We start from the raw sequence: 26380 nt of genomic DNA on the forward strand, positions 1-26380 counted from the left end.
AGGCCATGACGACATGTCTTCATCGATTGTTTTCGGCCTGGGGCGATCCATCGCCCGATACGCGTGCCTCTCTAACGGATGCTGCCATCGGGCCCGATTTTTACTATTCCGATCCAAACGCGCCGGACCCGATCCGAGGTCTGGCCGCCTATCTGGACTATATCGCACAGTTTTCAGAAATGATGCCCGGCGCCAGGGCTGAGGTGGTCGCAATCAGCGAACATCATGGACATCTGCGCGCCACTGTCGATTTTACAAAGGACGGCCAGCGCTTGATGCGCGGGCAGTATTTTGCTGATGTTTCAGAGGGCAGGCTACAGCGTGTGATCGGATTTTCAGGCATGGGAGAGCCCGATTGACCGCCCCCGCCATTGAACTCAAAGGCATTTCAAAATCCTTTGGTCCCGTTCAAGCAAACAAAGACATCTCTATCAGCGTCGCCCCGGGTACCATTCATGGTATCATTGGTGAGAACGGTGCTGGTAAATCTACCCTGATGAGCATCCTTTACGGCTTTTACAAAGCTGACAAAGGTGAGATCTGGATCAACGGCAAACAGACCGAGATCCCCGACAGCCAGGCAGCTATCGCGGCCGGCATCGGCATGGTGTTTCAGCATTTCAAACTGGTGGAGAACTTCACCGTTCTGGAAAACATCATTTTGGGGGCAGAAGACGGTGGTCTGCTTAAACCCTCGCTCTCTAAGGCGCGCAGGATCCTGAAAGAGCTTGCTGCTGAATATGAGCTCAACGTTGATCCTGACAAGCGCATCGATGAGATCGGCGTAGGCATGCAGCAGCGGGTGGAGATCCTAAAAGCGCTCTACCGGCAGGCCGATATTCTGATCCTGGACGAGCCAACCGGCGTGCTGACCCCAGCTGAGGCAGACCAACTGTTTCGCATTCTGGACCGGCTGCGCGCCGAAGGCAAAACCATCATCCTAATCACCCATAAACTGCGAGAGATTATGGAAGCCACCGACACGGTTTCCGTGATGCGGCGGGGACAGATGACAGCGACGGTGAAAACCTCTGAGACCAACCCCGAGCATCTAGCCGAGCTGATGGTAGGACGTAAGGTTCTGTTGCAAGTGGATAAAATTCCGGCAAAGCCTGGCAAACCCGTACTTGAAATCGAAAAGTTGCGGGTGGTGGATGAGGCCGGCGTAGAGCGTGTCAAAGGCATCGATCTGACTGTGCGCGCCGGGGAGATCCTCGGCATTGCAGGAGTGGCCGGCAATGGGCAGTCGGAACTCTTGGAGGTGCTGGGAGGAATGCGCAGTGGGGAAGGGTCGATCCGCCTAAATGGTGCAGATCTGCCGCTGCGCGGTGCAGGCTCAGATGCCCGCGCCCGTCGTTCATCCCATGTCGCCCATGTCCCCGAAGACCGCCAGCGTGAGGGTCTGATCATGGATTTTCACGCCTGGGAAAACACCGCTTTTGGCTATCATCACGCCCCTGAATACCAGCGCGGCCTGTTGATGGATAATGCGGCAATCCGCGCCGATACCGAAGCCAAGATGCAGAAATTCGATGTGCGGCCCCCGGACCCCTGGCTTGCAGCCAAGAATTTCTCTGGTGGCAATCAACAAAAAATCGTCGCCGCCCGCGAGATAGAGCGCAACCCCGAGCTGTTGCTGATCGGCCAGCCCACTCGCGGCGTTGACATTGGTGCGATTGAATTCATCCACAAACAGATCGTCGAACTGCGTGATCAGGGCAAAGCCATTTTGCTGGTCTCGGTCGAGCTCGAAGAGATCTTGTCGCTTGCAGACCGCGTGGCGGTGATGTTTGACGGCATGATCATGGGTGAACGCGCTGCTGATCAGACCGATGAAAAAGAGCTGGGCCTGATGATGGCCGGCATCGCGGGGGAGGCCGCGTAAATGGAAAAAATGCCTAAATGGGCCGATGTTGTCCTGATCCCCTTGATCAGCCTGCTCCTTGCTGCTGCGCTCTCGGCGCTGGTGATCCTTGCGATTGGCGAAGATCCGATCGCCGCTGTGAAACTCATGGTCGATGGCGCACTGGGGTCCAGCTATGGCTGGGGCTATACGCTCTACTATGCCACCAATTTCATGTTCACCGGCCTGGCCGTGGCGGTTGCAGCTCATGCCGGGCTGTTCAATATCGGGGGCGAAGGCCAAGCCATGCTCGGCGGTCTCGGCGTGGCGGTGATCTGTCTGTTTATTCCCTGGCCACATTGGACGATTGCCCTGCTGTTTGCCACGCTGGGTGCGGGCCTATTTGGCGCCGCCTGGGCCGCAATTCCAGCCTATCTGCAGGCCAAACGCGGCAGCCATATTGTCATCACCACCATCATGTTCAACTTTATTGCTGCCGCCGTGTTGAACTATGTGCTGGTTAATGTGCTCAAACCCGCAAGTTCAATGGACCCTGCATCCGCCCGTTTCAGCGAGGCAGTGCATCTGCCTTCGCTACATGAGTTGCTCGCCCCATTGGGCATCGCCTTCTCCAAATCCGCGCCTGCGAATGTGACGCTTCTGGTGGCCATTGTCGCCTGCCTAGCCGTTTGGCTGCTTATTTGGCGGACCTCCCTGGGGTTCGAAATCCGCAGTTTTGGCAAATCCGAAGCTGGCGCACGTTATGCTGGTATCTCACCGGTCAAAATCACCATCATCGCAATGATGATCTCTGGTGCACTGGCGGGCATGATGGCGATCAACAATGTCATGGGCGAGGCCGAACGTCTGGTGCTCAATGCGACCGAAGGTGCGGGCTTTATCGGAATCGCCGTGGCCCTAATGGGACGCAATCATCCCTTTGGCGTCTTTCTGGCGGCCATCCTTTTTGGGTTTCTCTATCAGGGCGGCGCCGAATTGGCGCTTTGGACCAAGATCCCACGCGAGCTAATCGTGGTCATCCAGGCGCTTGTGATCCTCTTCACCGGGGCACTGGACAATATGGTACGGATTCCGCTTGAAAAGATCTTTCTCGCTTTCCGCCGGGAGGCAAACTGATGGATTTCCTCACACTGATCCAAGTGCTGGACAGCACCGTGCGGCTGGCTACCCCGCTGTTACTTGCCTGCCTTGCCGGGCTCTTTTCCGAACGCGCCGGCATCTTTGACATCGGGCTTGAAGGCAAGATGCTGATGGCGGCCTTTTTCTCGGCGGCCATTGCGGCCAGCACTGGCAATGTCTGGCTGGGACTTCTGGCCGGGGTAGGCTCATCCCTTATGCTCGCGGCGCTCCACGGGGTGGCCTCGATCACCTTCCGAGGCAACCAGCTGATTTCGGGCGTGGCGATCAACTTTCTGGCAGCCGGGCTGACAGTGCTGATTGCGCAGGATTGGTTCAAACAGGGGGGGCGCACGCCCTCACTGCTTAGCGGTGGACGCTTTGAAGGCCTGGAATGGCCCTTTGCCATTGGCCCACAGGATGCCGAGGCCACTGGCCAGCCCGTATCCCAACTGATGAAGGCCGCAAACCCGGTGCAACAGGTCTACTCCGAGCTGATCTCGGGGCATTCTGTCCTGGTCTATCTCGCGTTTCTCGCGGTGCCCGCAACCTGGTGGATTCTCTATCGTACCCGGTTTGGCCTGCGCCTGCGCGCTGTCGGTGAAAACCCGGCGGCGGTCGACACGGCAGGTGTCTCGGTTGTTGGATTGCGCTTTGCCGCTGTTGCCATATGCGGCCTGCTCTGCGGGATTGCTGGCGCCTACCTGGCCACCGCATTGCAAGCGGGCTTTGTGAAAGACATGACTGCGGGGCGTGGCTTTATCGCCCTTGCAGCGCTCATCTTTGCCAAGTGGCGCCCCTGGCAGGCCATGGGGGCCTGCCTGCTGTTTGGCCTGCTGCAGGCTGTCGCCCTCAGGTTTCAGAACATCGAACTGGGCCCGATTGTGGTGCCGGTACAGGTCATGGATGCTCTGCCCTATATCCTAACCGTGGTGATCCTAGCTGGGTTTGTTGGCAAGGCGATCCCGCCACGCGCCGGTGGTGAGCCCTATGTAAAGGAACGCTAACCCACCCATCATCAACCTAACAGGTCCGCACCTCCTGGAGGTGCGGACTTTTTTGCGGCCTGGACCTCTCTGTTCGGGCGGCAGGATAAGTCCAGTTTTTTCTGACAAATCAGTCCTGCCTGCTGCAGAGCGGCATAGTGAGTTGATTTTCTTGCAGCGCTGCGCTCTAACGGAATTATGCAAGTATATCTCCCCATCGCCGAAGTCTCGGTCAATGCCTTCCTCCTGTTGGGCCTCGGAGGGATTGTCGGGATTTTGTCCGGCATGTTCGGGGTTGGAGGCGGCTTCCTTATGACGCCTTTGTTGTTCTTTATCGGCATTCCGCCGGTGGTCGCCGTTGCGACCGAGGCCAACCAAATTGTCGCCTCGTCCTTTTCCGGCGTTCTGGCACATTTCCGAAGGCGCACAGTCGACATCAAGATGGGGGTAGTTTTGCAGGTCGGAGGCCTGATCGGTGCTGGCCTCGGTGTGGTGGTGTTCAACTACCTCAAAAGCCTCGGCCAAGTGGATCTGTTGGTTACCCTTTGCTACGTGGTGTTTTTGGGCATTGTTGGCACCTTGATGTTCATCGAGAGCCTCAATGCCATCTTCAAATCCAAACGCGCAGGAAGCGGCCCCGCTCCCCGACGACAGCGCGGTTGGGTGCATGCCCTGCCCTTTAAGATGCGCTTTCGCACATCTGGGCTTTATATCTCAGTCATCCCGCCAATCATGGTTGGTGTTGCCGTTGGTATTCTGGCCGCAATCATGGGGGTCGGTGGCGGCTTTATCATGGTGCCCGCGATGATCTACATCCTGGGCATGCCAACCAAAGTGGTTGTTGGCACCTCGCTGTTCCAGATCATTCTTGTTACTGCCTTTACCACCATGCTGCATGCCACCACCAACTACACTGTGGATATCGTCCTGGCCGTCCTATTGCTGGTGGGTGGCGTCATTGGGGCTCAGATCGGCACCCGGATCGGCGTCTATCTCAAGGCTGAACAGCTGCGCATCCTGCTGGCACTGATGGTGATGCTGGTCTGCGCCAAACTAGGGCTGGATCTGTTATTGATGCCTGATGAGCTTTACTCCCTCGGCGCTGCGGGAGGGCACTGACGATGATCCGCTTTGCACGTCTCGCTAGCTCGCTGGCCATCATTACTCTGCTCGGTCTTGCCCCCTCAGCTCAGGCCCTTGAAGAGGAAGTCGTTCTGGGCCTCAGCCAGGATCGCGTGGCCATCACCGCGGACTTTGACGGCTCAGAGATCCTGATCTTTGGCGCGGTCAAGCGCGAAACTCCCATTCCCAAGGGCCCACCGCTTCAGGTCATCGTTGCCGTATCGGGACCCAGTTCCCCCGTGACCGTTCGGCGCAAGGAAAAAAAGCTGGGGATTTGGGTCAATGCTGACAGCGTCATCGTGGACTCCGCGCCTAGCTTCTATGCCATCGCCACAAGCGCGCCCTTTCAAGAGGTGATCTCAGACACCGAGGATCTGCGCTACCGGGTTTCGATCACGCGCGCCATTCGCTCAGTCGGGGCTGCGATGAATATCGAAAATGCTCAGGATTTCGCCGATGCGGTTGTGCGTATTCGCGAAGATGAGGGACTTTATTCCCTACGTGAAAACACCGTGGCCGTGGACCAGCAAACCCTGTTTCGCAGCGCCATCGACATGCCATCCGATTTGACCGAAGGTCAGTACACTGCTCGGATCTTCCTCACCCGCTCAGGTCAGGTTGTCTCAAGTTTTGAGACCGACATCGACGTACGCAAAGTTGGTCTGGAAAGGTTTCTCTACAGTATGTCGCGCGAACAGCCCTTCCTCTATGGGCTGATGTCGCTGGCCATCGCCGTTGTCGCCGGCTGGGGCGCCTCTGCCGCCTTCCGCCTGTTGCGCCAATAGCGAGTTATCCCCGTCCGTTAAGAACGGCCTCGGTTTGAACCGGACTCAAGGGCCGCTTTGCGACCGCGCGCCAGCGCGGCGCCGGGCCCGCCCCGCTGTAAAATCAACCCCGCCCGATATAGGGCATCTTGGTCGCCATCACTGTCATAAACTGAACATTGGCCTCTGGCGGCAGCTCCGCCATATGCAGAACCGACTTGGCCGCATCTTCCACTGCAAAACTCGGCATCGGAGCCTCCTCAGGCGCAGTGTCAGCCTGTCGGGCTTTCAGATCAGCAACCATCGGTGTTTCCGCATTGCCGATATCAATTTGGCCACAGGCGATATCAAACGGGCGCCCATCCAGGGACAGGCTACGAGTCAACCCCGTGATGGCGGATTTAGTCGCAGAATAGGGCGCGGATCCTGGCCGAGGTACATGGGCGGCGATAGAGCCATTGTTAATGATACGTCCGCCCTGCGGACTCTGGCGACGCATCTGGCGAAAGCTCGCCCGGGCAGCCAAAAACATACCGTTGAGGTTCACACTGACCGATTGATACCAATCCTCAAGTGAGATCTCATCAATGGTGCCTGCCGGGGTAAAGATACCAGCATTGTTGAACAGCACATCCAGGCGGCCTGTGGCCATGACAAACTGATTCACCGCGTGATCCACAGCGTTGGCATCAGTGACGTCTGCGGGAAGAACGGTTGCATTTGCGTGGCCCAGCGCCACCTGCTCCAAAGCGTCCTGACGACGCGCCAACAGACCAACCTGCCAGCCCTCCGCCAGGCAAAGCGCGGCCACAGCCCGGCCGATGCCAGAGCTCGCACCCGTGATCAGAATGGTTTTTGCACGCCCGAAACTGTTCATAACAGCGGTGCCTCCTCTTGCATTTCCAGTGTCAGTGCTGCCGCAGGGGCTGCCTTCAGATCATCCACTCGCAAAGGACCCGTGGGTTTGGCCAAGCGATTGCGCACCACCCAGATCAGCCGTTCTTGGGCGCGGGTGATAGCGACATAGGCCAGACGCTTCCACAATGGCTGCCCAGCCTCTACCCGCCCCATGCGGGCCGCTGCGTAAATATCAGGCGCAAAGACCTGGGTCGTATCCCACTGAGAGCCCTGGGCCTTGTGGATCGTCACCGCCGCCCCGTGCAAAAAGGTCGCCCCCATACGGGCGGCATAGGGGATGAAGGGTTCTTCCTCATCTGGCTTTTCGATTTTCACGATCGAGGCCGCCGAGACCTGCGGATCTTCGGCCCCCATGACATGCAACCGTGAAAATCCCGGCTTGCGCCCCGGCCCCAGATAGACCACCTGCGCCCCCTTGATCAGCCCGCGCGCCTCAAGGTCGAGACGCTTTTTGCGATGTTTCAGCGGCAGTTCCAACCCGTCACAGATCAAGGGCTCGCCCTCGACCAGGGCATCCTCGGGCGCACCATGCACCATGCGAAAGGCATTAATCAGCCGGATACGGGTGGCATTGCGCCAGACAAGAACCGGGCTGCGCGCCATCAGGTCTACCTCGACCCGTTGCCCCCAAACCACGCGTTCATCCCGGCGCGCCGTCTCCTCGATCATCCGTTCAAAATCTTCAAACCCCAGTTCTGGATCCGCCAACGCATGGGCCAGATCCAAGATCGGGTTATCTGCCTCCTGCCGGTGCACCCGATGCAACACCAATTGGCGTGGTTTTGGTAGGGTTTCAAACACCATTGACCCCGATTGGTTGACTGGTGCCAACTGTGCAGGGTCGCCAAAGAGCACCAGATTGGGGAAGATCTCTTTCAGATCCTCGAATTGGCGATCATCCAGCATGGAGGCCTCATCAACAAAGCCGATATCCAATGGATCTTCGCGCCGTTTCCACCCCGTAATGAAATCAGATCCCCGCAGGCCCGCTGCGGCAAGCGCGCCAGGAATAGATTTGTTTTTCTCGTAGAAAGCCGCCGCCCGCGCCAAAGCCTCTTCGGTCAGGCCCTCAATCTCGGGCTGTTCGCCATTGCCCGCCAGCCATTCGGCTATACGCTCATATTCCGGGTCATAGACAGGGGTATAAAGGATGCGGTGAATAGTGGTGGCTGGGACTCCGCGCAGCCGCAATACGCTGGCCGCCTTATTGGTTGGCGCGAGGATAGCAAGGCTCCGCCGCCCGGTCTTTTTGCGGCTTTCATAATCGCCGGAAACCACCTCGACCCCGGCCCTCTCAAGCGTTTTATACAGTTCAGCCAGCAACAGTGTCTTGCCGGATCCCGCCTTGCCGATCACTGCCATAACACCGGCCTCCCCCATGGGGGGCTGTAGCAGACCATCCTCCATATCGACGCCGGCCTGGCGCAACAAAGCAGAGACACTGTCAAAGGCAACGGCCTGGTCATCAGAGAATTGAATGGTCATATCTGTCATGGCGCGACCCTATCCCGGTGGGGTCGGCGACGCCAGCGCAACCGACCCCTTCTGCTGATCTTCATTGGTCATCCCAGGGCCACAATCATGCGGTCAGGCGCATCGGAGCATCCCTGGAGGTGCTGCCAAAGGAGCGGTCAAACCACAGCTGGGAAATTTCCGGCGTGATTTGCGCGCGTTGTGCCACCCGCTGGTAGGCCTGAGCATCATATTCCCACAGACCCAGGCTGATCCGATCGCGCCCCACGCCCGCCGATTTGATAATCTCAGGGCTGAAGCCAAGGCTGCGGTAGATCCGCACCATCCGACGGTCGAACACCCCTGCAAAATGCGGTATGGAAAGATTGCGCATGATCTCCAACCCTGCCAACGTAAGCGCCCCGGCTACATTGCCACCGCCCTCGCGCGACAGGCAGAAACGGGTACATTCCCAGATCAACGGGCTACAGATCGGGTTACCGCCCGTCAGGTTGTCAAAGACATCATTTACCATCACCGGCCCCGTTGTCGGCAAGAACCGCATCGAGCCCCCATGTCTGCCATCAGGCATTTCCCAGATCACATAGAGCGGATTTAGCGCGTCATACTGATCCCGCTCCTCCCCTCGGGAATCCACATGCACATCCCAGCCCAGCCGGGTTTGGAACTGATCGGCACGATCCACAAACATCGAATGCGCCAGATCTGCATGAGCGTTCAAGTCACGAGCGTAGATATAACGAAGCATTTCATTAGTCCCCTTTTGCTAGAAATACAGGGGAAGCCTACGCTCACAAAGCGAGTCCCCCCAAGTCTCATGGGACCGCTAAGAGGGAATCGTTTACGCCGCTAAGTGCAAGTATTTGAAATTAGGCGCTAGATAATGATCAGACCACAGCTCACCGCACGGGCGATCGCATGGGTGGTATTGAGCGCACCCAGCTTGAAACGCGCGCTCTCGATATAGACCCTTAGGGTGTGCTCGGAAATCGATAGGGTTTGTGCCACCTGTGCCCGGCTATAACCAATGCCCAGTAGCGTCAGAGCATCCAGTTCGCGCGGCGACAGCGGCTGCGCCTGTTCAGGCGCACGGTCAGGTTCAAACTCCAAAGCCTTCCGGTTAAAATAGTGACCAATGAGGATCAGATCCCTGCTGTTCTGGTCGCAGAACTTATCCCAGGCGGCATCGTCGCAATGATGGCTAACCGAGAAGAGGGCAAACTGACCATTGGGGCCGCGAATAGGAATAGAATACCCCTGATTGCCAACCCCATGCTCCATCGCTGCGTCAAAGAACTCGCGCGCAGGCTTGCTTGACCAATCAAGACGCCGCCAATCCACCGGGTGAAAACGCTGGTAACACCCGATAACAACCGGATCGATCCGCGTGTAGTTCTTTTCTTGGTACTGCTGGGTCCAAGCCTCTGAGTAGGTACCAAAGTAATAGTGGTCACCCGCACTATCGACCCAATGGTACATGGCGTGGTCAATGGCAAAGACCTTGCAGATACACTCAATGATACTTTGCAGCCCCTCTAGGGTCTGCGTGGCATCTAATGCCGTCAGTATCTTGTCCAATTCTGCTTTGGTCGCCATTCGATTCACTTGCCAATCAATTTCTGGAAGCAAATCACCCAAATTCACGCGCCCTCACAGGCAGCGCGGGACCACTCCCCCTCCTATGGTGTCTCTTTTGCTGTACGAAGGTGCCTCAGGTCAACGAAATCATTGATGACACAGACAATATCCTGGCACTCGTGTCCTATCCCCACAGAAAATCTGTCTATTCCGACTCTTCTGGGGCACCACAGAGCGGCAACAGGCGCAGACCAAACACTGCGCGTTCAGATTGAATGTTATCGGCAGATCCGGGCGCACTCAAAAAGCAGGCGCCGCCCCCCTGTACAATAGGAGGGCGGCGCCCGGATCTTTTAATCTTGTGGGCTATTCACCCAGACAGATGGATTAGCTACCCGCCTCAAGAACTTCTTCGAGAGTGCGCAGCCCAGTTTTGGGCGCCTGAACCAGAACCGACATATTGCCAGGCTTATGCTCGTTTCGCAGCATCTTCATATGCGCATCCGGCAGATCCGCCCAAGAAAAGACTTCGGACATGCAGGGGTCCAGACGACGCTCAACCATCAGCTTGTTCGCAGCCGCAGCCTGCTTCAGGTGGGCAAAGTGCGAGCCCTGCAAACGCTTCTGGTGCATCCACATGTAGCGCACGTCGAAGGTCAGGTTAAAGCCGGAGGTGCCAGCACAGATCACAACCATGCCGCCCTTTTTACAAACGAAGGTCGAAACAGGGAAGGTCGCCTCGCCGGGGTGTTCAAACACCATGTCGACATTGTTGCCCTTACCGGTGATTTCCCAGATGGCCGCGCCAAACTTACGCGCTTCTTTGAACCAGGCCGCATATTCGGGGGTATTCACTGTTGGCATCTGCCCCCAGCAGTTGAAATCCTTGCGGTTCAACACGCCCTTGGCACCCAGCCCCATAACGAAATCACGCTTGCTCTCGTCTGAGATCACCCCGATGGCATTGGCGCCCGCAGTGTTGATCAGCTGGATTGCGTAAGAGCCAAGACCACCCGAAGCACCCCAGACCAGGACGTTCTGACCAGGCTTCAGATCATGCGGCTCGTGGCCAAACAGCATCCGGTAGGCGGTCGCCAGTGTGAGCGTGTAGCAGGCGGCCTCTTCCCAGGTCAGGTGCTTGGGGCGCGGCATCAGCTGCTGGGCCTGAACATTGGTGAACTGGGCAAAGGACCCATCAGGTGTCTCATAGCCCCAGATCCGCTGGCTGGGAGAATACATCGGGTCGCCACCGTTGCATTCCTCGTCGTCGCCGTCATCCTGGTTGCAGTGAATGACAACCTCATCGCCGATTTTCCAGCGCTTGACCTTGTCACCAACCGCCCAAACGATACCAGAGGCATCGGACCCAGCGATGTGGTAGGGGGCTTTATGCCCGTCAAAAGGAGAGATCGGCTTCCCCAGCGAGGCCCAAACGCCATTGTAGTTAACGCCAGCGGCCATCACCAAAACCAGAACATCGTGGCTGTCCAGCTCAGGGACGTCGACCACTTCCTGCAGCATTGCGCTGTCAGGCTCACCATGGCGCTCTTTGCGAATGGTCCATGCGTACATTTTCTTGGGAACATAGCCCATGGGGGGCATTTCACCGACCTCATACAGGTCCTTTTCGGGAGCCTCATAAGACAGCGGTCCGGTTTGTGTGTCCAAAGCCATGGTGGCCTCCTCTTTAAACGGTCTTGCTGCGATGCAGAATCGCGGCTGCTCCCTGAGGAATAAAAACAGCAAGGTAATATTGCAACCCCTCTTGGGGTCATTTTGTAATTTTATGACCTTGCGGATGCAGAAAGATCGGATGCAAGTGCAGCATTCTCCGCCAATCCGAGGCCCAACGGCCCTTCTGGAACCAGATGTGCAATGGAATTAGCATAGTAGCGCAGCAGATCCTGTTTCGCCCGCACCGGCACCAAGATGCCATTTTGCTCTACCACCATCCCACGCATCAGCAGAATGCGCTTTGCCTCCTCTGCGGAGGTCCGCAAACTGGCGCTGTGATGATGCACAACAATCGGGGCCATCCGCTTTTGCAGCGCCTCCATGTGATGTTGCAGTGCTTCAGTCCGCATCCCCCCGTGACGCAGCAATAGCCAAGCCGCCAGCGGCACTGGGAGAACCGGAACAGCCGAGCCAATCCGAGCCAACAGTTCGGCGGCTAGATCCGCTGTCAGATCAACGGATATCTCCTGTGCCGCACCACCCTCCCCCTCAGGGCGCGGTTCCCTATCACTCTTTTTGAGGCGCATTGCCGCAAAGTCACGCAGGCTTAGAGGGCGGCCAAAGTTGACAGCAGCATAACCAAATCGATGATACCGTCTGGTCAGCCACAACCAGAACTGGCGCAGGATACGCGCCATAATGACACCGATTCGGGCCTTAAACCGCCGTTCCCCGGCGCGGGCAGCCGATGTCAGGATCCTGTCTTCCAGCACCCAGTCATAGTTCAAGGCCACCGGAACAAAGACGACATCGCGCTCCTGTGGGTCCGCACCAGAGGTGTGTCCCGCCTCAACGATGTACTTCAGCAAGCCAAGTTTTGGCTCGGCCAAAGCACCATCCAGGCTTAATCCACCTTCTGGAAACATGGCCTGAACCGCGCCGCCCTGGGTCGCCAGACGCATATAGGCGGACAACACGCGACGGTAGAGGTCGTTACGGGACTTTCGCCTTATGAAATAGGCGCCCATGGCCCGGATCAGCCGAGACAACGGCCAGACCCGCGCCCATTCCCCCACCGCATAAGACAAGGCCGAACGACGCGCCGCCAGATAGGTCACTAGCACATAGTCCATATTGGAACGGTGATTCATCACAAAGACAAGCGTTGCATTGGGATCAAGCTGGCGCAGGGCGGCCTGGTCCTGATAGCCAAGCCGCACACGGTAAATAGCGTTTGAAAGCCAGCGTGCAGCACGAATGGCAAAGCCAAAGTAGGCGAAGGCTGAAAAGGCTGGCACGATCTCACGGGCGTAGCGGCGCGCCTGCTCAAAGGCGACATTTTCAGGAATACCTTCTGCCGCAGCATAGCGGGCGATCGCCCGCGCAACCTCTGGATCATAGATCAAGCGTTGGATCATGTCATAGCGACGGGTCAGCTTGAACGGCTCAATCGGTCGCTCTAGGCGTTTGTTCAGCCGTGCGACGGCGCGCTCAAACCGGCGGCGGAAGAACCAGCGCACCGATGGGAAAAGAAAATGCGAGGCAAAGGTCACTGCCGCAAACAGCAGGATCAGCACCAATAGCCAAAGCGGAAGCTCAACACTACGCGTCATGGGCAAAGCCTACAAGGAATACAGCGCAGGGAAAAGAAGCCTGCGACAGAGCAACAGATTTCACTTTTTCAAAACCCTTATAGCGACATCACCTCTTTGTGATAGGCTAACGTCACCATGGTGCACGCCAAGGGTCAAAGAGCCAAAGAACACACTACAAGAGGGAAATGACCGTCATGAACCGTAGAACTATTTTAACAACCGCTTTTGCTGCGATCTTATCCACGGCCGTTGCTCTGCCCGCAGCCGCGCTGGACCGGCGTGTGACCATCGTGAACAATACAAATTACACCATCATGGAATTCTATGGGTCCAACAAAGGGACCGATTCCTGGGAAGAGGACATTCTTGGACGCGATGTGTTGCGCCCCGGACAATCTGTGCGCATCGATTTTGACGATGGAACTGGTTACTGCAAATTCGATTTCAAGGCCATCTTTGACGATGACGACGTATTGGTCGCACAGGGGATCAACGTCTGCAAAATCGGCACATATACCTATAACTAACCCACAACCGGGCCCAAGCTTTGTGCCTCCGCCCTATGACGTACCGTCGAAAAGCATGTCTTTGCCTAAGCAGGGACATGCTTTTTTGTTGGGACAGGGGTATTGCCGCAACGCAGCGAATTGACATTGGTCGAAAATTGCAGTCTAGATCCCGCTGACGAAATATAATTACCGACCAACTAACGCGAGGCTCTCCATGTCGCAGATGCAGAATGACCGCAAAACTGATCGTCCCTGGCTGATCCGGACCTATGCCGGTCACTCCACTGCCAAGGCCTCGAACGCGCTTTACCGATCTAATCTTGCCAAGGGACAAACAGGCCTTTCTGTTGCCTTCGATCTCCCCACTCAGACCGGGTATGATAGTGACCATGTGTTGGCGCGTGGCGAGGTCGGCAAGGTCGGCGTCCCCATTGGTCACCTTGGCGATATGCGCAGCCTGTTCGATCAAATTCCGCTAGAGCAGATGAACACCTCGATGACGATCAATGCCACAGCGCCCTGGCTGCTGTCGCTCTATATTGCGGCCGCTGAGGAACAGGGCGCAGATGTTTCCAAGCTACAGGGCACGGTGCAAAATGATCTGATCAAGGAATACCTGAGCCGTGGCACCTATATCTGCCCGCCCAAGCCCAGCCTCAAGATGATCGCGGATGTTGCTGAGTACTGCTATACGAACGTCCCCAAATGGAACCCGATGAACGTCTGCTCCTACCACCTGCAAGAGGCCGGCGCGACGCCGGAGCAGGAATTGGCCTTTGCCTTGGCCACGGCCCAGGCGGTTCTGGATGAGCTGAAGCCGCGCATCGCGCCCGAGGATTTCCCCGCCCTGGTGGGCCGGATCTCCTTCTTCGTGAATGCAGGCATCCGTTTTGTCACCGAGATGTGCAAGATGCGCGCCTTTGTCGATCTCTGGGATGAGATCTGCCGCGATCGTTATGGCGTCGAAGACCCCAAGTTCCGCCGCTTCCGCTATGGGGTGCAGGTGAACTCTCTGGGGCTGACGGAACAGCAGCCTGAAAACAATGTCTACCGCATCCTGATCGAAATGCTGGCGGTGACCCTGTCGAAAAAGGCCCGTGCCCGCGCGGTACAGCTGCCGGCCTGGAACGAAGCCTTAGGTCTGCCCCGCCCCTGGGATCAACAGTGGTCGATGCGGATGCAGCAGATCCTGGCCTACGAGACAGACCTTTTGGAGTATGAAGACCTGTTTGAAGGCAACCCGGCGGTGGACAGAAAGGTCGAAGCCTTGAAAGAAGGTGCCCGCGCCGAGCTTGCAAACCTGCAATGCATGGGAGGCGCGGTTGCCTCAATCGAATATATGAAATCACGTTTGGTGGATTCCAACGCCGAACGGCTGAACCGCATTGAACGCAACGAGACCGTTGTCGTCGGTGTGAACCGCTGGACGGAGGGCGAGGCCTCGCCTCTGCAAACTGAAGATGGCGGCATCATGGTTGTCGACCCCGCGGTCGAGCAAGAACAGATCTCCCGTCTGAATGCCTGGCGCGCATCGCGTGATGCGGGCGCGGTGGCCGAGGCCCTAGCAGATCTCCGCGCCGCAGCGCGGGACGGCCGCAATATCATGGAGCCCTCCATCAAAGCCGCGAAGGCAGGCGTCACAACTGGGGAATGGGCCGAAGAGATGCGCAAAGTGCATGGGACCTATCGTGGGCCTACCGGCGTTTCCGGCTCTCCCTCCAACAAGACGGAAGGCTTGGACGACCTGCGTGAGGCCGTCAATGCCGTCTCCGATCAGCTTGGTCGGCGCCTGAAATTTGTGGTTGGCAAACCCGGTCTGGACGGCCATTCGAACGGGGCGGAGCAAATCGCTTTTCGCGCCCGCGATTGTGGCATGGACATCACCTATGACGGTATTCGCATGACCCCCGAAGAATTGGTCAGCCAAGCACAGGATGACCAGGCACATGTTGTTGGCCTCTCCATTTTGTCGGGCAGCCATTTGCCGCTCGTTGAAGACTTGATGCAGCGCATGCAGGAGGCTGAGCTTGGCCATATTCCCGTCGTCGTTGGCGGAATTATCCCCGATGAAGACGCTGAAAAACTAAGCCAAATGGGAGTGGCCCGTGTTTATACGCCAAAGGATTTTGAATTAAACACAATCATGGCGGACATTATTAATCTATCAAAACCCTCATAGATTGCCACGGCACGCCTATTTGCCAGAATAGCCAGCCAAATTGAAAATTTGGCTGGAATTCTCAATTGAATTTGGCATTAAGACATATCACGCAATAATTCGCGTGCGATATCTGAACTTTGGAGTGTCAATATGAGCCTTAATCTTTCGGAAATGTCCCGAAAAGAGCTTCTGGAACTTAAAGCCGGCATTGATGATGCCTTGAAAGAGGCCGAACAGCGCGAGCGCAAGGAAGCCATTAAGGCTGCCGAAGAAGCCGCTGCCAAATACGGTTTCTCGCTGGATGAAATTGCAGGTCAGTCTAAGGCCAGCAGTAAAAAGCAAAAAGCCGCCGCAAAGTACCGTAATCCCAACAATCCAGAGGAAACCTGGAGTGGCCGCGGGCGTAAACCGCATTGGGTGCATTCCGCCATCACCTCTGGTATGGATATCTCTGACCTGGAAATCTGATTCCAGAACGGGAGAAAACCATGACCATTCATATCGGCGCTCAACAGGGCGATATTGCAGAAACTGTTCTAATGCCCGGCGACCCTTATAGGGCAAAATGGGCGGCAGAGAATTTTCTCCAAAACGCCCAGCTGGTAAACGAAGTACGCGGTATGCTGGGATATACCGGGAGCTGGAATGGCCATCGAGTGACAATTCAGGGCAGTGGCATGGGAATGCCCTCCCTTTCTATCTACGCAAATGAATTGATCCGCGATTTCGGTGCAAAGACATTGATCCGTATTGGGTCATGCGGTGGAATGCAGCCTCAGGTCAAATTGCGCGATGTTATTCTCGCGATGACGGCAACCACCCTCAGTTCTCCGTCACACAGCATTTTTAAGGAAGTAAACTTTGCCCCTGCGGCGGACTGGTCCCTTTTGCAGGCGGCGGTTCAGGCTGCACAGTCGCGCGAGATTGGCATCCATGTGGGGTGCATCTATTCCTCCGATACCTTTTACGATGAACGTCCTGATCTGAATGAACAGATGGTGCGGCACGGCATTCTCGGCGTCGAAATGGAAGCTGCAGAGCTCTACACCCTGGCCGCACGTTATCAGTGCCGGGCGCTGGCTGTACTGACGGTCTCCGACCACCTTGGCACCGGCGAGGCCCTGCCGTCGGACCAGCGTGAACGTAGCTTTGGCGACATGGTTGAAATCGCGCTCGAGGCGGCCTTTGCCTAACCCCCGACGGCAACAGATCCCTAGCACCCGATAACAAATGGGCGGCCCATAGGCCGCCCATTTTGCGCCGTGCCTTTCATTTCTGCCCTCGCCGTGCCTTTCATTTCTGCCCTCGCCAGGCCCTGCGTTCTGCGAGGGCGCAGCGCGTCGCCCTTGGCGACGCGCTGCCGGGCCCAAGGGGGGGCCGCATCTATTGATGCGGCAAGCCCTGCGCGGGAGCCCCCTCTTTCCGTGTCCTCTCTTACCCGCCGTGGCTTTGATCGTAGCCATTGAGCTCTGGGCTTTGCCAGCCCTCAAGCGCCCCGGCAAGCGGTGCAAAAACCTCAACCAGCAGCGGATAGCAAGCCGCTGTATCGCTGGAGTGTTCTGACGAACAGTCCCCGCCCGGACAGGCACTCAAAGCGCCCAACAGCGGTATCTCGGCGAAGAACTCGAGAAAATCACCAGGACGGACCGGGCTTTGCTTCATGAAGTACTGCCCAGTGTCGCGGGTGAACCCGGTACACATAAAGACGTTGAGCACATCGTGCACATGGGGTTCCGCCTCTGCAGGGCTAACGCCCATGTGATCGGCCAGCGCTCGGGTCAGATTGGAATGACAGCAATGATGGTATTGGCTGCCTGCCAACAAGTTTCCTGTATAGGGATCACAGCGGGTACCGATCACGTCATGGACCGAGCCCCCAAACGCATCTATCCCGTACCAGTCCAGACTATCCTCAAGGATTGTCGCCATAGGGCGCATGGCAGGAAAACTCGTCCACATGCGCTCGCCTGTGCTGATATGGGTGCCATGCAGGGCGCGGGTCTTGCCGGAATAGAACCGCTCCGACAGGTCATCGCGGTTCCACAGGTTCAAATCTCCCACCTGCGGCCCCTCTACCGAGGTAATCCGAAAGAAATGCCCAGCAGGCACTTCGAAACAGGCCGCATCGCGGGCGGAGACCAATACCTCATCCGTTTTTGTGGCATCGGCTCGGGCAGCGCGGTACAGCGCAAGATCCGGGACGGGTAATGTCGTATTGGGATAGCAAATAACTGGTTTAACGGCGCGGCGCGCCGCGGCATCCTCTGGTGCCTGGTGGGTGAATTGAACCATGTATGAACCTTCCATTATTTGGTCCATCTAGGCCCTTTTCCCAAAGCCAGCGCAAGCCCGATCACGCAGCATGCCTTCACGACCCTGTCAGCGGAGGACAGCGGCTATGAGACGCGCTCCAGCCGCCTCTCAGGCGTCAATATTGACCTACAGGCGCCGACGCAAACAGTCATGAGGGGCCGTTGAACCGGGCTTCACAGCACCACAGTTGTTACAGCGCCAGCGATTCTGGCTCCGTTCCTGACGCCAGCGGCAATCTCGGGTCAGGCTCGTCGTCTTGCGACGGTAAATGAAATAGGCAAAAACGCCCATGAGCAGCAGCAACAGAAGAATAGGCATGCCAGCCCTGTAACGCCAGTCTGGCTTCAGCTCAAACAAAAACCCCCGAACCGAGGGAGGTCGGAGGTTTCTGAGTAGCGCAGCCCCTTATCAGGCCGCGTCGTAATAGGGTACAAAACCCTCAGTGGTTTCACTGCCCTTGCTCTGCGTCAGTGCCTCAGGCGTGTAATAGGCCCAGGCCTGTTCCAGATCCTGCAAAGCAGCCTTGGCTTTGGCGGCGGCAGCGGTATCGGGCAGAAATTCTACGGTCTTCATTGTCTTATGTCCTGATCGGTTTGAAACCTCTCCCTTGCGACCAATATAGGCCCGACAGAACCGAACAACACCGGACAAAACTGCAGTTTCGCCATGCATTTAGTGCAGGGCAATTGCCGTGATTGCTTTCCTTGTGAAACGAAAACCCCCGCACAGTTTCCTGCCCGGGGGTTTGAGAAAATACAGTCCGGCGCAAAAGGCCGCGACAGATCAGACGGCGCGATCAACCATCATATGTTTGATATGCGCGATCGCCTCGGCAGGGTTCAGACCCTTTGGGCAGGTCTTGGTGCAGTTCATGATCGTGTGGCAGCGATAGAGCTTGAACGGATCTTCCAGCTGATCCAGACGCTCTGGTGTGGCCTCGTCACGGCTGTCGATGATCCAGCGGTAGGCGTGCAGCAGCGCTGCTGGCCCAAGGTATTTGTCGCCGTTCCACCAGTAGCTGGGGCAAGAGGTCGAGCAGCTGGCGCACATTACGCACTCATAAAGACCGTCCAGCTTTTTACGATCCTCAATGGACTGACGCCATTCCTTGGCGGGGGCGTTGGTCTTGGTTTCCAGCCAGGGCATGATCGACGCATGCTGGGCGTAGAAATGGGTAAGATCGGGAATGAGATCCTTGACCACAGGCATATGAGGCAACGGGTAGATTTTGACATCGCCTTTCACCTCATCCAGCCCGTAGATACAGGCCAGCGTATTGATCCCGTCAACGTTCATGGCGCAGGAGCCACAGATACCTTCGCGACAGGACCGGCGGAAGGTCAGGGTTGGATCAATCTCGTTTTTGATCTTGATCAGCGCGTCCAGGATCATCGGCCCACATTTGTCCATATCCAGGAAATAGGTGTCCACCTGCGGGTTCTTGCCGTCGTCCGGGTTCCAGCGATAGATCTTGAACTTGCGCACATTGGTCGCGCCTTCGGGCTTGGGCCACGTCTTCCCCGTGGTGATCTTGGAATTTTTCGGAAGTGCGAATTCGACCATAGATCGTTCTCCTTGCTTAGCTGCCTGTCACGCCAAGGGCTAGGGCCCCGGACTGACAGGAGATCGGATGGACCGGCTGGACCCAAAGGTCCCTCCGAAGCTTAAATGGTGCCGCAGCTGCGGCAGATGTTTGGCGCGGGAGGTCGAGGGCAGAGGTCATGCGCCCTCTCCCTGCGGCAGAGGCTGTTGTTGTGCAACGGATTTCAGAAAGGCAGCGTCTTCGGGGAACACGGCCTCCAGTTCATTCAGCAAGACCGGATCACGGGCAGCCAGATGGAGCAGGGCCTGATATTCCGCATCGCCCTGCATCTGCTGCCAACGGGTGTCTGTTTGCAACTCCGAAGCAGAACGCGCCTGTTTCTGAAATGAAGAGCCGCCGCCATAGGACTGTACTTCACCAAGACTATTATCTTGCGCAACCAGCCCAATCTGCCGCAACAGTTCGCCGCGGTACTCCGAGCTGCGCATCCAACGGTCATAGCAGATGGCGACCAGCCCCAATTCCTGGGCCTGACGCACTAACCCCAGCAGCCGGATGTAGCTGTCCATGGTGCGCAGAACGATCCCGTTACGCCGAACCAGAGTGTAACCGGAATTGGCCTGAACCTTCTTCAACAGAGAGGCAGACCAGTTCAAAAAGCTCCGGTAAATTAGAACGTTATGCGAAAATAGCGTCTCATTGAAGCTCCCAGAAGGCAGACGAGAGATGCCAAATTCCGCTGGACTGGTGTCTTCGTAAGAGACAAGAAGCAGCGCGCCGTCGCCTGCATCGCAGGTAACTTTTGGCAGATCGCGCTTGGCCAGTTTTTGCGACGCATGCTCGCCGTTGACCTCAATCCCACGAGAGCTGTGCAAAGGATCAGTGCCAGGCTTGCAATTGTTCAAAAACACCGACCGGCCACGGGGCGCATTGCGTTGGAGCCAGGACAAAATGGCGTGATTGCCGGACCTGCGCATGCCAAAGACCCGCAGGCTCAGCCCCGGCGTTAGCCCAAGCGCCTGCCATTCTGCAGGCATGGGCATATCCAGCGCAGCCGCCACTCTAATAGTCCTCAATCAATGAGGACCGAATGGTCGAGCCATCCGACAGGAAGGCCAAGGCTCGCTGCTGTTGTTCAACCGTCAAGGTCTCCCAAAGAGCCGCATCGCCGGGCATCAGCGGAAAGTCCCATGGTAGTGGCACCTGGGATGCCTGGCGATCAGCACAAGCCGACAAGAGCAGAGCCATAAGGCCCAGCAGCACCATTTTGGTATCCCAGGATCCAACCATATTAGAAGGTCCGCGCTTTTGGCGCGATCTTCGCCAGGCTGATACCGCCTTCATCTTCGGTGGTCAGACGGTCGAGGATCACCGGCCGATAGCTCAGATCGACCTTTTCACCTTCAACCCGGCTCACGGTATGCACCCGCCAGTTTTCATCATCGCGGGTGCTGTAATCCTCATGCGCGTGGGCACCGCGGCTTTCGCGACGGGCCTCGGCACCGTGGATAGTAGCCAGGGCATTTGGCATCAGGTTGGCCAGTTCCAACGTTTCCATCAGATCCGAGTTCCAGACCAGCGAGCGATCAGTGACCTTGAGGTCATCCATCTTACTCGCAATCACGGTCATCTTCTCGACGCCCTCTTTCAGCGATTTATCTGTACGGAACACCGCCGCATCGGATTGCATGGTGCGCTGCATTTCCAACCGCAGATCCGCGGTAGCTATGCCACCATTGGCGTTGCGCAGAGTGTCGAAACGATCGAAGGCCTTATCAACCGACGCCTGGTTCAAGGTGGCATTGGGCGCTTCGGCGTCGACCACCTTACCGGCGCGGATGGCCGAGGCGCGGCCAAAGACCACGAGGTCAATCAGCGAGTTTGAGCCCAAACGGTTGGCCCCATGCACCGAGGCACAGCCCGCTTCGCCTACAGCCATCAGGCCAGGCACAACAGCGGTTGGATCTTCGGCGGTTGGGTTCAGCACTTCGCCCCAATAGTTGGTGGGGATGCCGCCCATGTTGTAATGCACCGTTGGCAGAACCGGGATCGGCTCTTTGGTGACATCAACACCGGCAAAAATCTTGGCGCTCTCAGAGATCCCCGGCAGACGCTCGGCCAGGGCCTCAGGCGGCAGGTGGCTGAGGTTCAGGTGGATATGGTCGCCATCAGCGCCCACGCCACGGCCTTCGCGAATTTCCATGGTCATCGAACGCGAAACATAGTCGCGCGGGGCGAGGTCTTTGTACTGCGGCGCATAGCGCTCCATGAACCGTTCGCCTTCAGAGTTAGTCAGATAACCGCCTTCGCCGCGTGCGCCCTCGGTGATCAGGCAGCCAGAGCCATAGATGCCAGTGGGGTGGAACTGGACAAATTCCATATCCTGCAGCGCCAGACCAGCACGGGCCACCATGCCGCCGCCATCGCCGGTGCAGGTATGGGCAGAGGTCGCCGAGAAGAAGGCACGGCCATAGCCGCCGGTAGCCAGAACAACCATCTTGGCGTTGAAGACATGCATGGTGCCGTCATCAAGCTTCCAGCAGACGACGCCCTGACATTCGCCATCGTCCGACATGATCAGGTCGATGGCAAAATATTCGATGTAGAATTCAGCGTTGTTCTTCAGCGACTGACCATAAAGCGTGTGCAGGATGGCGTGGCCGGTCCGGTCCGCCGCGGCACAGGTCCGCTGCACTGGGGGGCCTTCGCCAAACTCGGTGGTGTGGCCACCAAAGGGACGCTGGTAGATCTTGCCCTCTTCGGTCCGGCTGAATGGCACGCCGTAGTGCTCCAGCTCATAAACCGCCTTTGGCGCTTCACGGGCGAGATATTCCATTGCGTCCGTATCGCCCAGCCAGTCAGAGCCCTTGACGGTGTCATACATGTGCCACTGCCAGTTGTCTGGGCCCATGTTGCTCAGCGAGGCGGCGATGCCGCCCTGCGCCGCCACCGTATGAGAGCGGGTTGGGAAAACCTTGGTCACACAGGCAGTGCGCAGACCCTGCTCGGCCATGCCAAGAGTTGCGCGCAGACCGGCACCGCCGGCACCCACGACCACGACGTCATAGTCATGCGTCTCGTATTCGTATGCAGCCATTTCTTTTGTCCCTTACAGCGCGATCTTGGCCAGGGCAAAAACCCCAGTGGCGATTGTGGCGTAGCTGAGGCCGATCACAAACATGATCAGCGCTTTACGCATCGAGCCACGCGCATAGTCTTCGATCATCATCTGCGCGCCCTTGTTAAAATGCATCACGCCGACAAACAGCGTAAGCCCGGTTAGGATTGCCGGAAAGGGGCGTGCAAAAGTGGCCAAGACCTCTTCCTGCGTGCCGCCGATGGCGGATCCAACGATATAGATGAAGGCCGGAACCAAAAAGGCCAGCGCCACGGCGCTCACCTGCATGTACCAGTGATGTTCGGTGCCGGTGCCTGCGGCGCCCTTACCAACAGCGCGTTTACGAGCGGTCAAATAACGCATGTCTTGCTCCTTAAACCACGATCACGGTGATTACGGTGAGGACGACCGAACCGATCATCATGCCCCAGCCCAGTTTTTCGGCTGTTTCGATATCCAGCCCGTGGCCCGCATCAAAATAGAGGTGACGCAGCCCGGCGAGGAAGTGATACCAGATGCCAAGCGTCGACAGCGCCAGCACGATATCGCCGAACCAAGAGGTCATCACTCCGTTGGCAGTGGCAAAATAGGCAGGCGAAGTCGCCGCCGCGAGGAGCCACCAGACAATCAGCATCACCGAGATAATCAACGCATTGCCTGTAATCCGGGTGAGGATCGAGGATAGCGAGGTCATCTGCGGGCGATAGATCGACAAATGCGGCGAAAGCGGGCGATTGCCCCGATTTACATCGGCCATGTTGGCTCCTTTCCAGTTAGCTGACGACGTTTTAGCGGATTTTTACGTCCTGTCACGCAAACAGCGGGTAAATTTCTGCGGTTATTTGACCTGTTTTGCAAAAAAACACATTTCGTGATCACAGGTAACCACCCAGTGATCACAAAAATGTCTTACTAAAATTGTTTTGCAGAATCAGCCCTCCCTAGCCGAATTTCCTGTGCTTCCCCCTGAAACGCGCGGTTTAGAGGCCGGTTTAGCGGCAAAAGCGATGCGCGATTAACCGGCTCAGGGGCGGGTTGGATTTGCGCCGTTTTGCGCGCTACCTCACGGACCAGCTTGCGACGAATTTTCTCTGGGTAATCGCTAAAACTGCGAGCGGTTTCGACAAAAGCGCCCTCGCCCTGGATCACATGTTCATAGAAATAGGCCGTGAGTTCCGGCTCGCTTTGCTCAATGGCGATGGCATTCACCGTGACCTCCGCCTGCCGCATCAAGCGTTTGAGCGTGCCGGGTTCCACCCCCTCGTTTGAGGGTCCGTCGCCGGACAGATCAATCACTCGGCGTTTGCAGTCTGGCCCCTCGGTGATCTGGGTCAGGCCCAGTAACAGCGCCTCACCCAAGGCAGTGGAAAAATTGCGCCAGGGTCGTGGGACAGTTTCCACCGCCCTGGCCAGTGCCTCGACCTCATCAAAGGTTCGGGTTGGCGTCCAGGGGATGGAAATCTCTTGCCGCGCCCGTCCGGACCATTGGATCAGAGTCACCTGCGCCTGGGCATTTACCAGGGCCTCAGACACCACCCCGTCACGCAGACCCGCTGCCAGACCGTCCATCTGGATACGGTATTCAGTCGCATCTACCGAACCCGAAACATCCACCGCCAGCACCAGCGCCAGATCACAGGCCCAACCTGGCAAGGGCAAGGCAAGTAAAACAGCAGCAAAGAGTCTGGCTTTGAACCTCATCCAAAAACTCTAGGCAAGAAGATGCCCTGTCGTCACCCCTGATGTAGGACAAACACAGAGCTGTGATCACCTTCGAAAAAACCACAGGCCAGGCAGCTGTCTGCCTGGCCTGCTTAAAAAACCTGGTTCAGCCCCATGGGCGTTACTTTGGCATCAAGGCCCAATAGTCCAGATCCAGCAGGACCTCGGGCAGGTATTTGCCATCCTCGCCTTTCAACGCAAAGGGTTCGCCACCTTTGGTGGCCACGAGACGCAGGCGAATGGCACCAACGCCAGGGGCATCGGTCTCGGCCTTATCCAACACCTCTGACCAGGCCCGGATGGTGGTGCCGGACAGGCATGGGTTGGCATGGGCGCCACCGTTGAGGCCAACAATTATCTGCGCATTGGCCAGCCCATTAAAGGAGAGCGCCCGCGCCATCGAAATCACATGACCACCATAAATCAGCCGCGTGCCATCAGGGCGGGCGGTATTGTCGAAATGCACCTTGGCGGTGTTCTGCCATAGACGCGTGGCGAGCATATGCTCGGCCTCCTCGATGGTGACACCATCCACGTGGTTGATGGTCTCGCCAACTGCGTAGTCACCCCAACTGTGGGCCTCCCCCGCGAGATCAAAGTCATAGCCGCTGAAATCCAGACCCGCAGGGACCACCAGTTGATCGGCAGGAATGACCTTTGCCAGATCCGGCAGCACGGTTTCGGGAGCGGGCGCGTCCAGATTGCCTTTGCGCACCATGACCCAGCGGACATATTCCATCACCGTCTCGTCGCGCTGGTTCAGACCCTTGGTACGCACATAGACAACGCCGGATTTGCCATTGGAGTTCTGCTTGACACCGATCACTTCGCTTTCCGAGCGCAGCGTGTCTCCCTCATAGACCGGCAGGAGCCAGCGCCCCTCGGCATAACCAAGGTTGGCCACCGCGTTCAGCGAAACATCAGGAACGGTTTTGCCAAACACGATGTGGAAAGCCGCCAGATCATCCAGTGGCGCTTTTGGCAGACCAGAGCGGCGGGCAAATTCATCCGAAGAATAGAGCGCATGCCGCGCCGGGTAGAGCGCGTGATACAGGGCACGCTCTCCTCCCGAAACGGTGCGGGGCACCGCATGGGTGATTACATCCCCCAGGGCGTAGTCTTCGAAAAAGCGACCGGAATTGGTCTTTGCCGCGCTGGTCTTGGCCATCAGTGTTCTCCCAGTTTTGTCTCAGGTGTGTAGGTGCCATCCACCTCCTTCACCACAGATTGACCGCAGCGCATGATGCCTTTGACAGGATCAAAGGTCTGGGTAGGGCCGCCATGCAGCTCCCACCCTTTGTTCAGCGCATCGGTCACCTTGTGGCAAAAGGCGGACGTGTCGTCTTCGCTGAGGAAACGATAAAGCTTCATAGGTCAGCTCCCAAATGGCGACGGGCCAACCAGCCCATGCACATAGCCAATCACCGCCAGCAGCACCACAGAGGCCACAAAGAACATGCCATCCTTTGCAATGCTGCCCTTGGGATTCGGTGTCCAGTCAGGCTCGGCGCGGTTGATCACCACCATTTCGACCAGGGCCCAGATCAGCAAACCGCCAAACAGTACAAAGGAGGCCGGATCCCAGTTGACCAGCAGGTGAGCGATCGCCCAAAGCGAAAAACCAAACAACATTGGGTGGCGCATCTTGTAAAAGATCGCGCCCTTGGAGGGGCCAGGGCTGGTGAAATAGAGCGCCAGCAGCACCAAAAGATTGTTGATATGCTTAAAAAACGGCGGATATAGCCCCAGCTCGAAACTTTCAGCCGACCGGTAGCCCAGCACCATCAAAACGATGCTCGCCACAATAGCAATGGCGACCACACCCTTTCCCCTATCGCCCATGGATGCGCGCATACCAGGGGACAAGCGCTTAAACAGATGCGCCCCCCACCACAGCAGGATGCCTAGAACCAGAAGTGTCATG

The 26380-nt window shown here is 57.3% G+C and carries 28 protein-coding genes; 10 read left to right on the forward strand and 18 right to left on the reverse strand.

Annotated features, from left to right (window positions below):
* Positions 1-5: 5 nt before the first annotated feature.
* The 6 genes from MED193_RS09980 to MED193_RS10005 all read left to right on the forward strand — a co-directional run bounded on the left by MED193_RS09980 (position 6) and on the right by MED193_RS10005 (position 5873).
* Positions 6-359 (forward strand): nuclear transport factor 2 family protein, encoded by a 354-nt coding sequence (locus MED193_RS09980; RefSeq protein WP_039966091.1) that lies wholly within the window; start codon positions 6-8, stop codon positions 357-359.
* A complete protein-coding gene (locus MED193_RS09985; RefSeq protein WP_009809592.1) occupies positions 356-1885 on the forward strand; it encodes an ABC transporter ATP-binding protein in 1530 nt (509 codons plus the stop codon). The genes MED193_RS09980 and MED193_RS09985 overlap by 4 nt, the downstream gene beginning before the upstream one ends.
* Positions 1886-2980 (forward strand): ABC transporter permease, encoded by a 1095-nt coding sequence (locus MED193_RS09990; protein WP_009809593.1) that lies wholly within the window; start codon positions 1886-1888, stop codon positions 2978-2980. It abuts the gene before it with no gap.
* Positions 2980-3987 carry an ABC transporter permease gene (locus MED193_RS09995; RefSeq protein WP_009809594.1) on the forward strand — a complete coding sequence of 336 codons (1008 nt, stop codon included), beginning with the start codon at positions 2980-2982 and terminating at the stop codon, positions 3985-3987. The genes MED193_RS09990 and MED193_RS09995 overlap by 1 nt, the downstream gene beginning before the upstream one ends.
* Before the next feature lie 177 nt (positions 3988-4164).
* Entirely contained in the window at positions 4165-5085 is a 921-nt protein-coding gene (locus MED193_RS10000; RefSeq protein WP_009809595.1) for a sulfite exporter TauE/SafE family protein, read from the forward strand.
* A gap of 2 nt (positions 5086-5087) precedes the next feature.
* Positions 5088-5873, forward strand: coding sequence for a TIGR02186 family protein (locus tag MED193_RS10005; protein ID WP_009809596.1), 786 nt, complete (start codon positions 5088-5090; stop codon positions 5871-5873).
* A 103-nt stretch (positions 5874-5976) separates the two neighbouring features.
* On the opposite strand, the gene MED193_RS10010 is transcribed toward MED193_RS10005, so the two are convergent.
* The 6 genes from MED193_RS10010 to MED193_RS10035 form a co-directional block, all read right to left on the reverse strand.
* Positions 5977-6729 (reverse strand): SDR family oxidoreductase, encoded by a 753-nt coding sequence (locus MED193_RS10010; RefSeq protein WP_009809597.1) that lies wholly within the window; start codon positions 6727-6729, stop codon positions 5977-5979.
* Positions 6726-8264, reverse strand: coding sequence for an ATP-dependent RecD-like DNA helicase (locus MED193_RS10015; RefSeq protein ID WP_009809598.1), 1539 nt, complete (start codon positions 8262-8264; stop codon positions 6726-6728). The genes MED193_RS10010 and MED193_RS10015 overlap by 4 nt, the downstream gene beginning before the upstream one ends.
* An 85-nt stretch (positions 8265-8349) precedes the next feature.
* Positions 8350-8991, reverse strand: a complete 642-nt coding sequence (locus MED193_RS10020; protein ID WP_009809599.1) for an acyl-homoserine-lactone synthase — start codon at positions 8989-8991, stop codon at positions 8350-8352.
* A 128-nt stretch (positions 8992-9119) separates the two neighbouring features.
* The gene (locus MED193_RS10025; RefSeq protein WP_039966813.1) at positions 9120-9839 is read right to left on the reverse strand and encodes an autoinducer binding domain-containing protein; all 720 of its coding nucleotides are present in this window, start codon (positions 9837-9839) and stop codon (positions 9120-9122) included.
* 369 nt (positions 9840-10208) lie between these two features.
* Positions 10209-11495, reverse strand: coding sequence for a crotonyl-CoA carboxylase/reductase (gene ccrA / locus MED193_RS10030; protein WP_009809601.1), 1287 nt, complete (start codon positions 11493-11495; stop codon positions 10209-10211).
* Positions 11496-11605: 110 nt separating this feature from the next.
* Positions 11606-13108: a 1-acyl-sn-glycerol-3-phosphate acyltransferase gene (locus MED193_RS10035; RefSeq protein WP_009809602.1), complete on the reverse strand. Its 1503-nt coding sequence runs from the start codon at positions 13106-13108 to the stop codon at positions 11606-11608.
* A gap of 176 nt (positions 13109-13284) precedes the next feature.
* On the opposite strand from MED193_RS10035, the gene MED193_RS10040 reads away from it, so the two are divergent.
* The 4 genes from MED193_RS10040 to deoD all read left to right on the forward strand — a co-directional run bounded on the left by MED193_RS10040 (position 13285) and on the right by deoD (position 16953).
* Positions 13285-13617, forward strand: a complete 333-nt coding sequence (locus tag MED193_RS10040) for a hypothetical protein (protein WP_157041325.1) — start codon at positions 13285-13287, stop codon at positions 13615-13617.
* 196 nt (positions 13618-13813) lie between these two features.
* Positions 13814-15778 (forward strand): protein meaA, encoded by a 1965-nt coding sequence (locus tag MED193_RS10045; protein WP_009809604.1) that lies wholly within the window; start codon positions 13814-13816, stop codon positions 15776-15778.
* Between the two features lie 132 nt (positions 15779-15910).
* Positions 15911-16228 carry an H-NS family nucleoid-associated regulatory protein gene (locus MED193_RS10050; RefSeq protein ID WP_009809605.1) on the forward strand — a complete coding sequence of 106 codons (318 nt, stop codon included), beginning with the start codon at positions 15911-15913 and terminating at the stop codon, positions 16226-16228.
* Positions 16229-16248: 20 nt separating this feature from the next.
* Positions 16249-16953 carry a purine-nucleoside phosphorylase gene (gene deoD / locus MED193_RS10055; RefSeq protein ID WP_009809606.1) on the forward strand — a complete coding sequence of 235 codons (705 nt, stop codon included), beginning with the start codon at positions 16249-16251 and terminating at the stop codon, positions 16951-16953.
* Positions 16954-17194: 241 nt separating this feature from the next.
* On the opposite strand, the gene MED193_RS10060 is transcribed toward deoD, so the two are convergent.
* From MED193_RS10060 to MED193_RS10115, 12 genes are all read right to left on the reverse strand, one after another.
* Complete coding sequence (locus MED193_RS10060; RefSeq protein WP_254655448.1) at positions 17195-18079, reverse strand: DUF1989 domain-containing protein; 885 nt, start codon at positions 18077-18079, stop codon at positions 17195-17197.
* Positions 18080-18481: 402 nt separating this feature from the next.
* Positions 18482-18646, reverse strand: coding sequence for a hypothetical protein (locus tag MED193_RS23070; RefSeq protein ID WP_198133862.1), 165 nt, complete (start codon positions 18644-18646; stop codon positions 18482-18484).
* Positions 18647-18856: 210 nt separating this feature from the next.
* Positions 18857-19636: a succinate dehydrogenase iron-sulfur subunit gene (locus MED193_RS10070; RefSeq protein ID WP_009809609.1), complete on the reverse strand. Its 780-nt coding sequence runs from the start codon at positions 19634-19636 to the stop codon at positions 18857-18859.
* 156 nt (positions 19637-19792) lie between these two features.
* Positions 19793-20653 (reverse strand): hypothetical protein, encoded by an 861-nt coding sequence (locus MED193_RS10075; protein ID WP_254655449.1) that lies wholly within the window; start codon positions 20651-20653, stop codon positions 19793-19795.
* 25 nt (positions 20654-20678) lie between these two features.
* Entirely contained in the window at positions 20679-20906 is a 228-nt protein-coding gene (locus tag MED193_RS10080) for a hypothetical protein (protein WP_009809611.1), read from the reverse strand.
* 1 nt (position 20907) lies between these two features.
* The gene (sdhA, locus tag MED193_RS10085) at positions 20908-22713 is read right to left on the reverse strand and encodes a succinate dehydrogenase flavoprotein subunit (protein ID WP_009809612.1); all 1806 of its coding nucleotides are present in this window, start codon (positions 22711-22713) and stop codon (positions 20908-20910) included.
* 12 nt (positions 22714-22725) lie between these two features.
* A complete protein-coding gene (sdhD, locus tag MED193_RS10090) occupies positions 22726-23097 on the reverse strand; it encodes a succinate dehydrogenase, hydrophobic membrane anchor protein (protein ID WP_009809613.1) in 372 nt (123 codons plus the stop codon).
* 10 nt (positions 23098-23107) lie between these two features.
* Entirely contained in the window at positions 23108-23491 is a 384-nt protein-coding gene (gene sdhC / locus MED193_RS10095; RefSeq protein ID WP_009809614.1) for a succinate dehydrogenase, cytochrome b556 subunit, read from the reverse strand.
* Positions 23492-23646: 155 nt separating this feature from the next.
* Positions 23647-24435 carry a DUF1194 domain-containing protein gene (locus MED193_RS10100; RefSeq protein ID WP_009809615.1) on the reverse strand — a complete coding sequence of 263 codons (789 nt, stop codon included), beginning with the start codon at positions 24433-24435 and terminating at the stop codon, positions 23647-23649.
* Positions 24436-24577: 142 nt separating this feature from the next.
* Positions 24578-25624, reverse strand: coding sequence for a MaoC family dehydratase (locus tag MED193_RS10105; RefSeq protein ID WP_009809616.1), 1047 nt, complete (start codon positions 25622-25624; stop codon positions 24578-24580).
* Positions 25624-25827 (reverse strand): DUF1737 domain-containing protein, encoded by a 204-nt coding sequence (locus MED193_RS10110; RefSeq protein ID WP_009809617.1) that lies wholly within the window; start codon positions 25825-25827, stop codon positions 25624-25626. The genes MED193_RS10105 and MED193_RS10110 overlap by 1 nt, the downstream gene beginning before the upstream one ends.
* Before the next feature lie 3 nt (positions 25828-25830).
* Entirely contained in the window at positions 25831-26379 is a 549-nt protein-coding gene (locus tag MED193_RS10115; RefSeq protein WP_009809618.1) for an NnrU family protein, read from the reverse strand.
* Position 26380: the final 1 nt, after the last annotated feature.

It is taken from the genome of Roseobacter sp. MED193, from assembly GCF_000152965.1.
GTDB lineage: Bacteria > Pseudomonadota > Alphaproteobacteria > Rhodobacterales > Rhodobacteraceae > Pseudophaeobacter.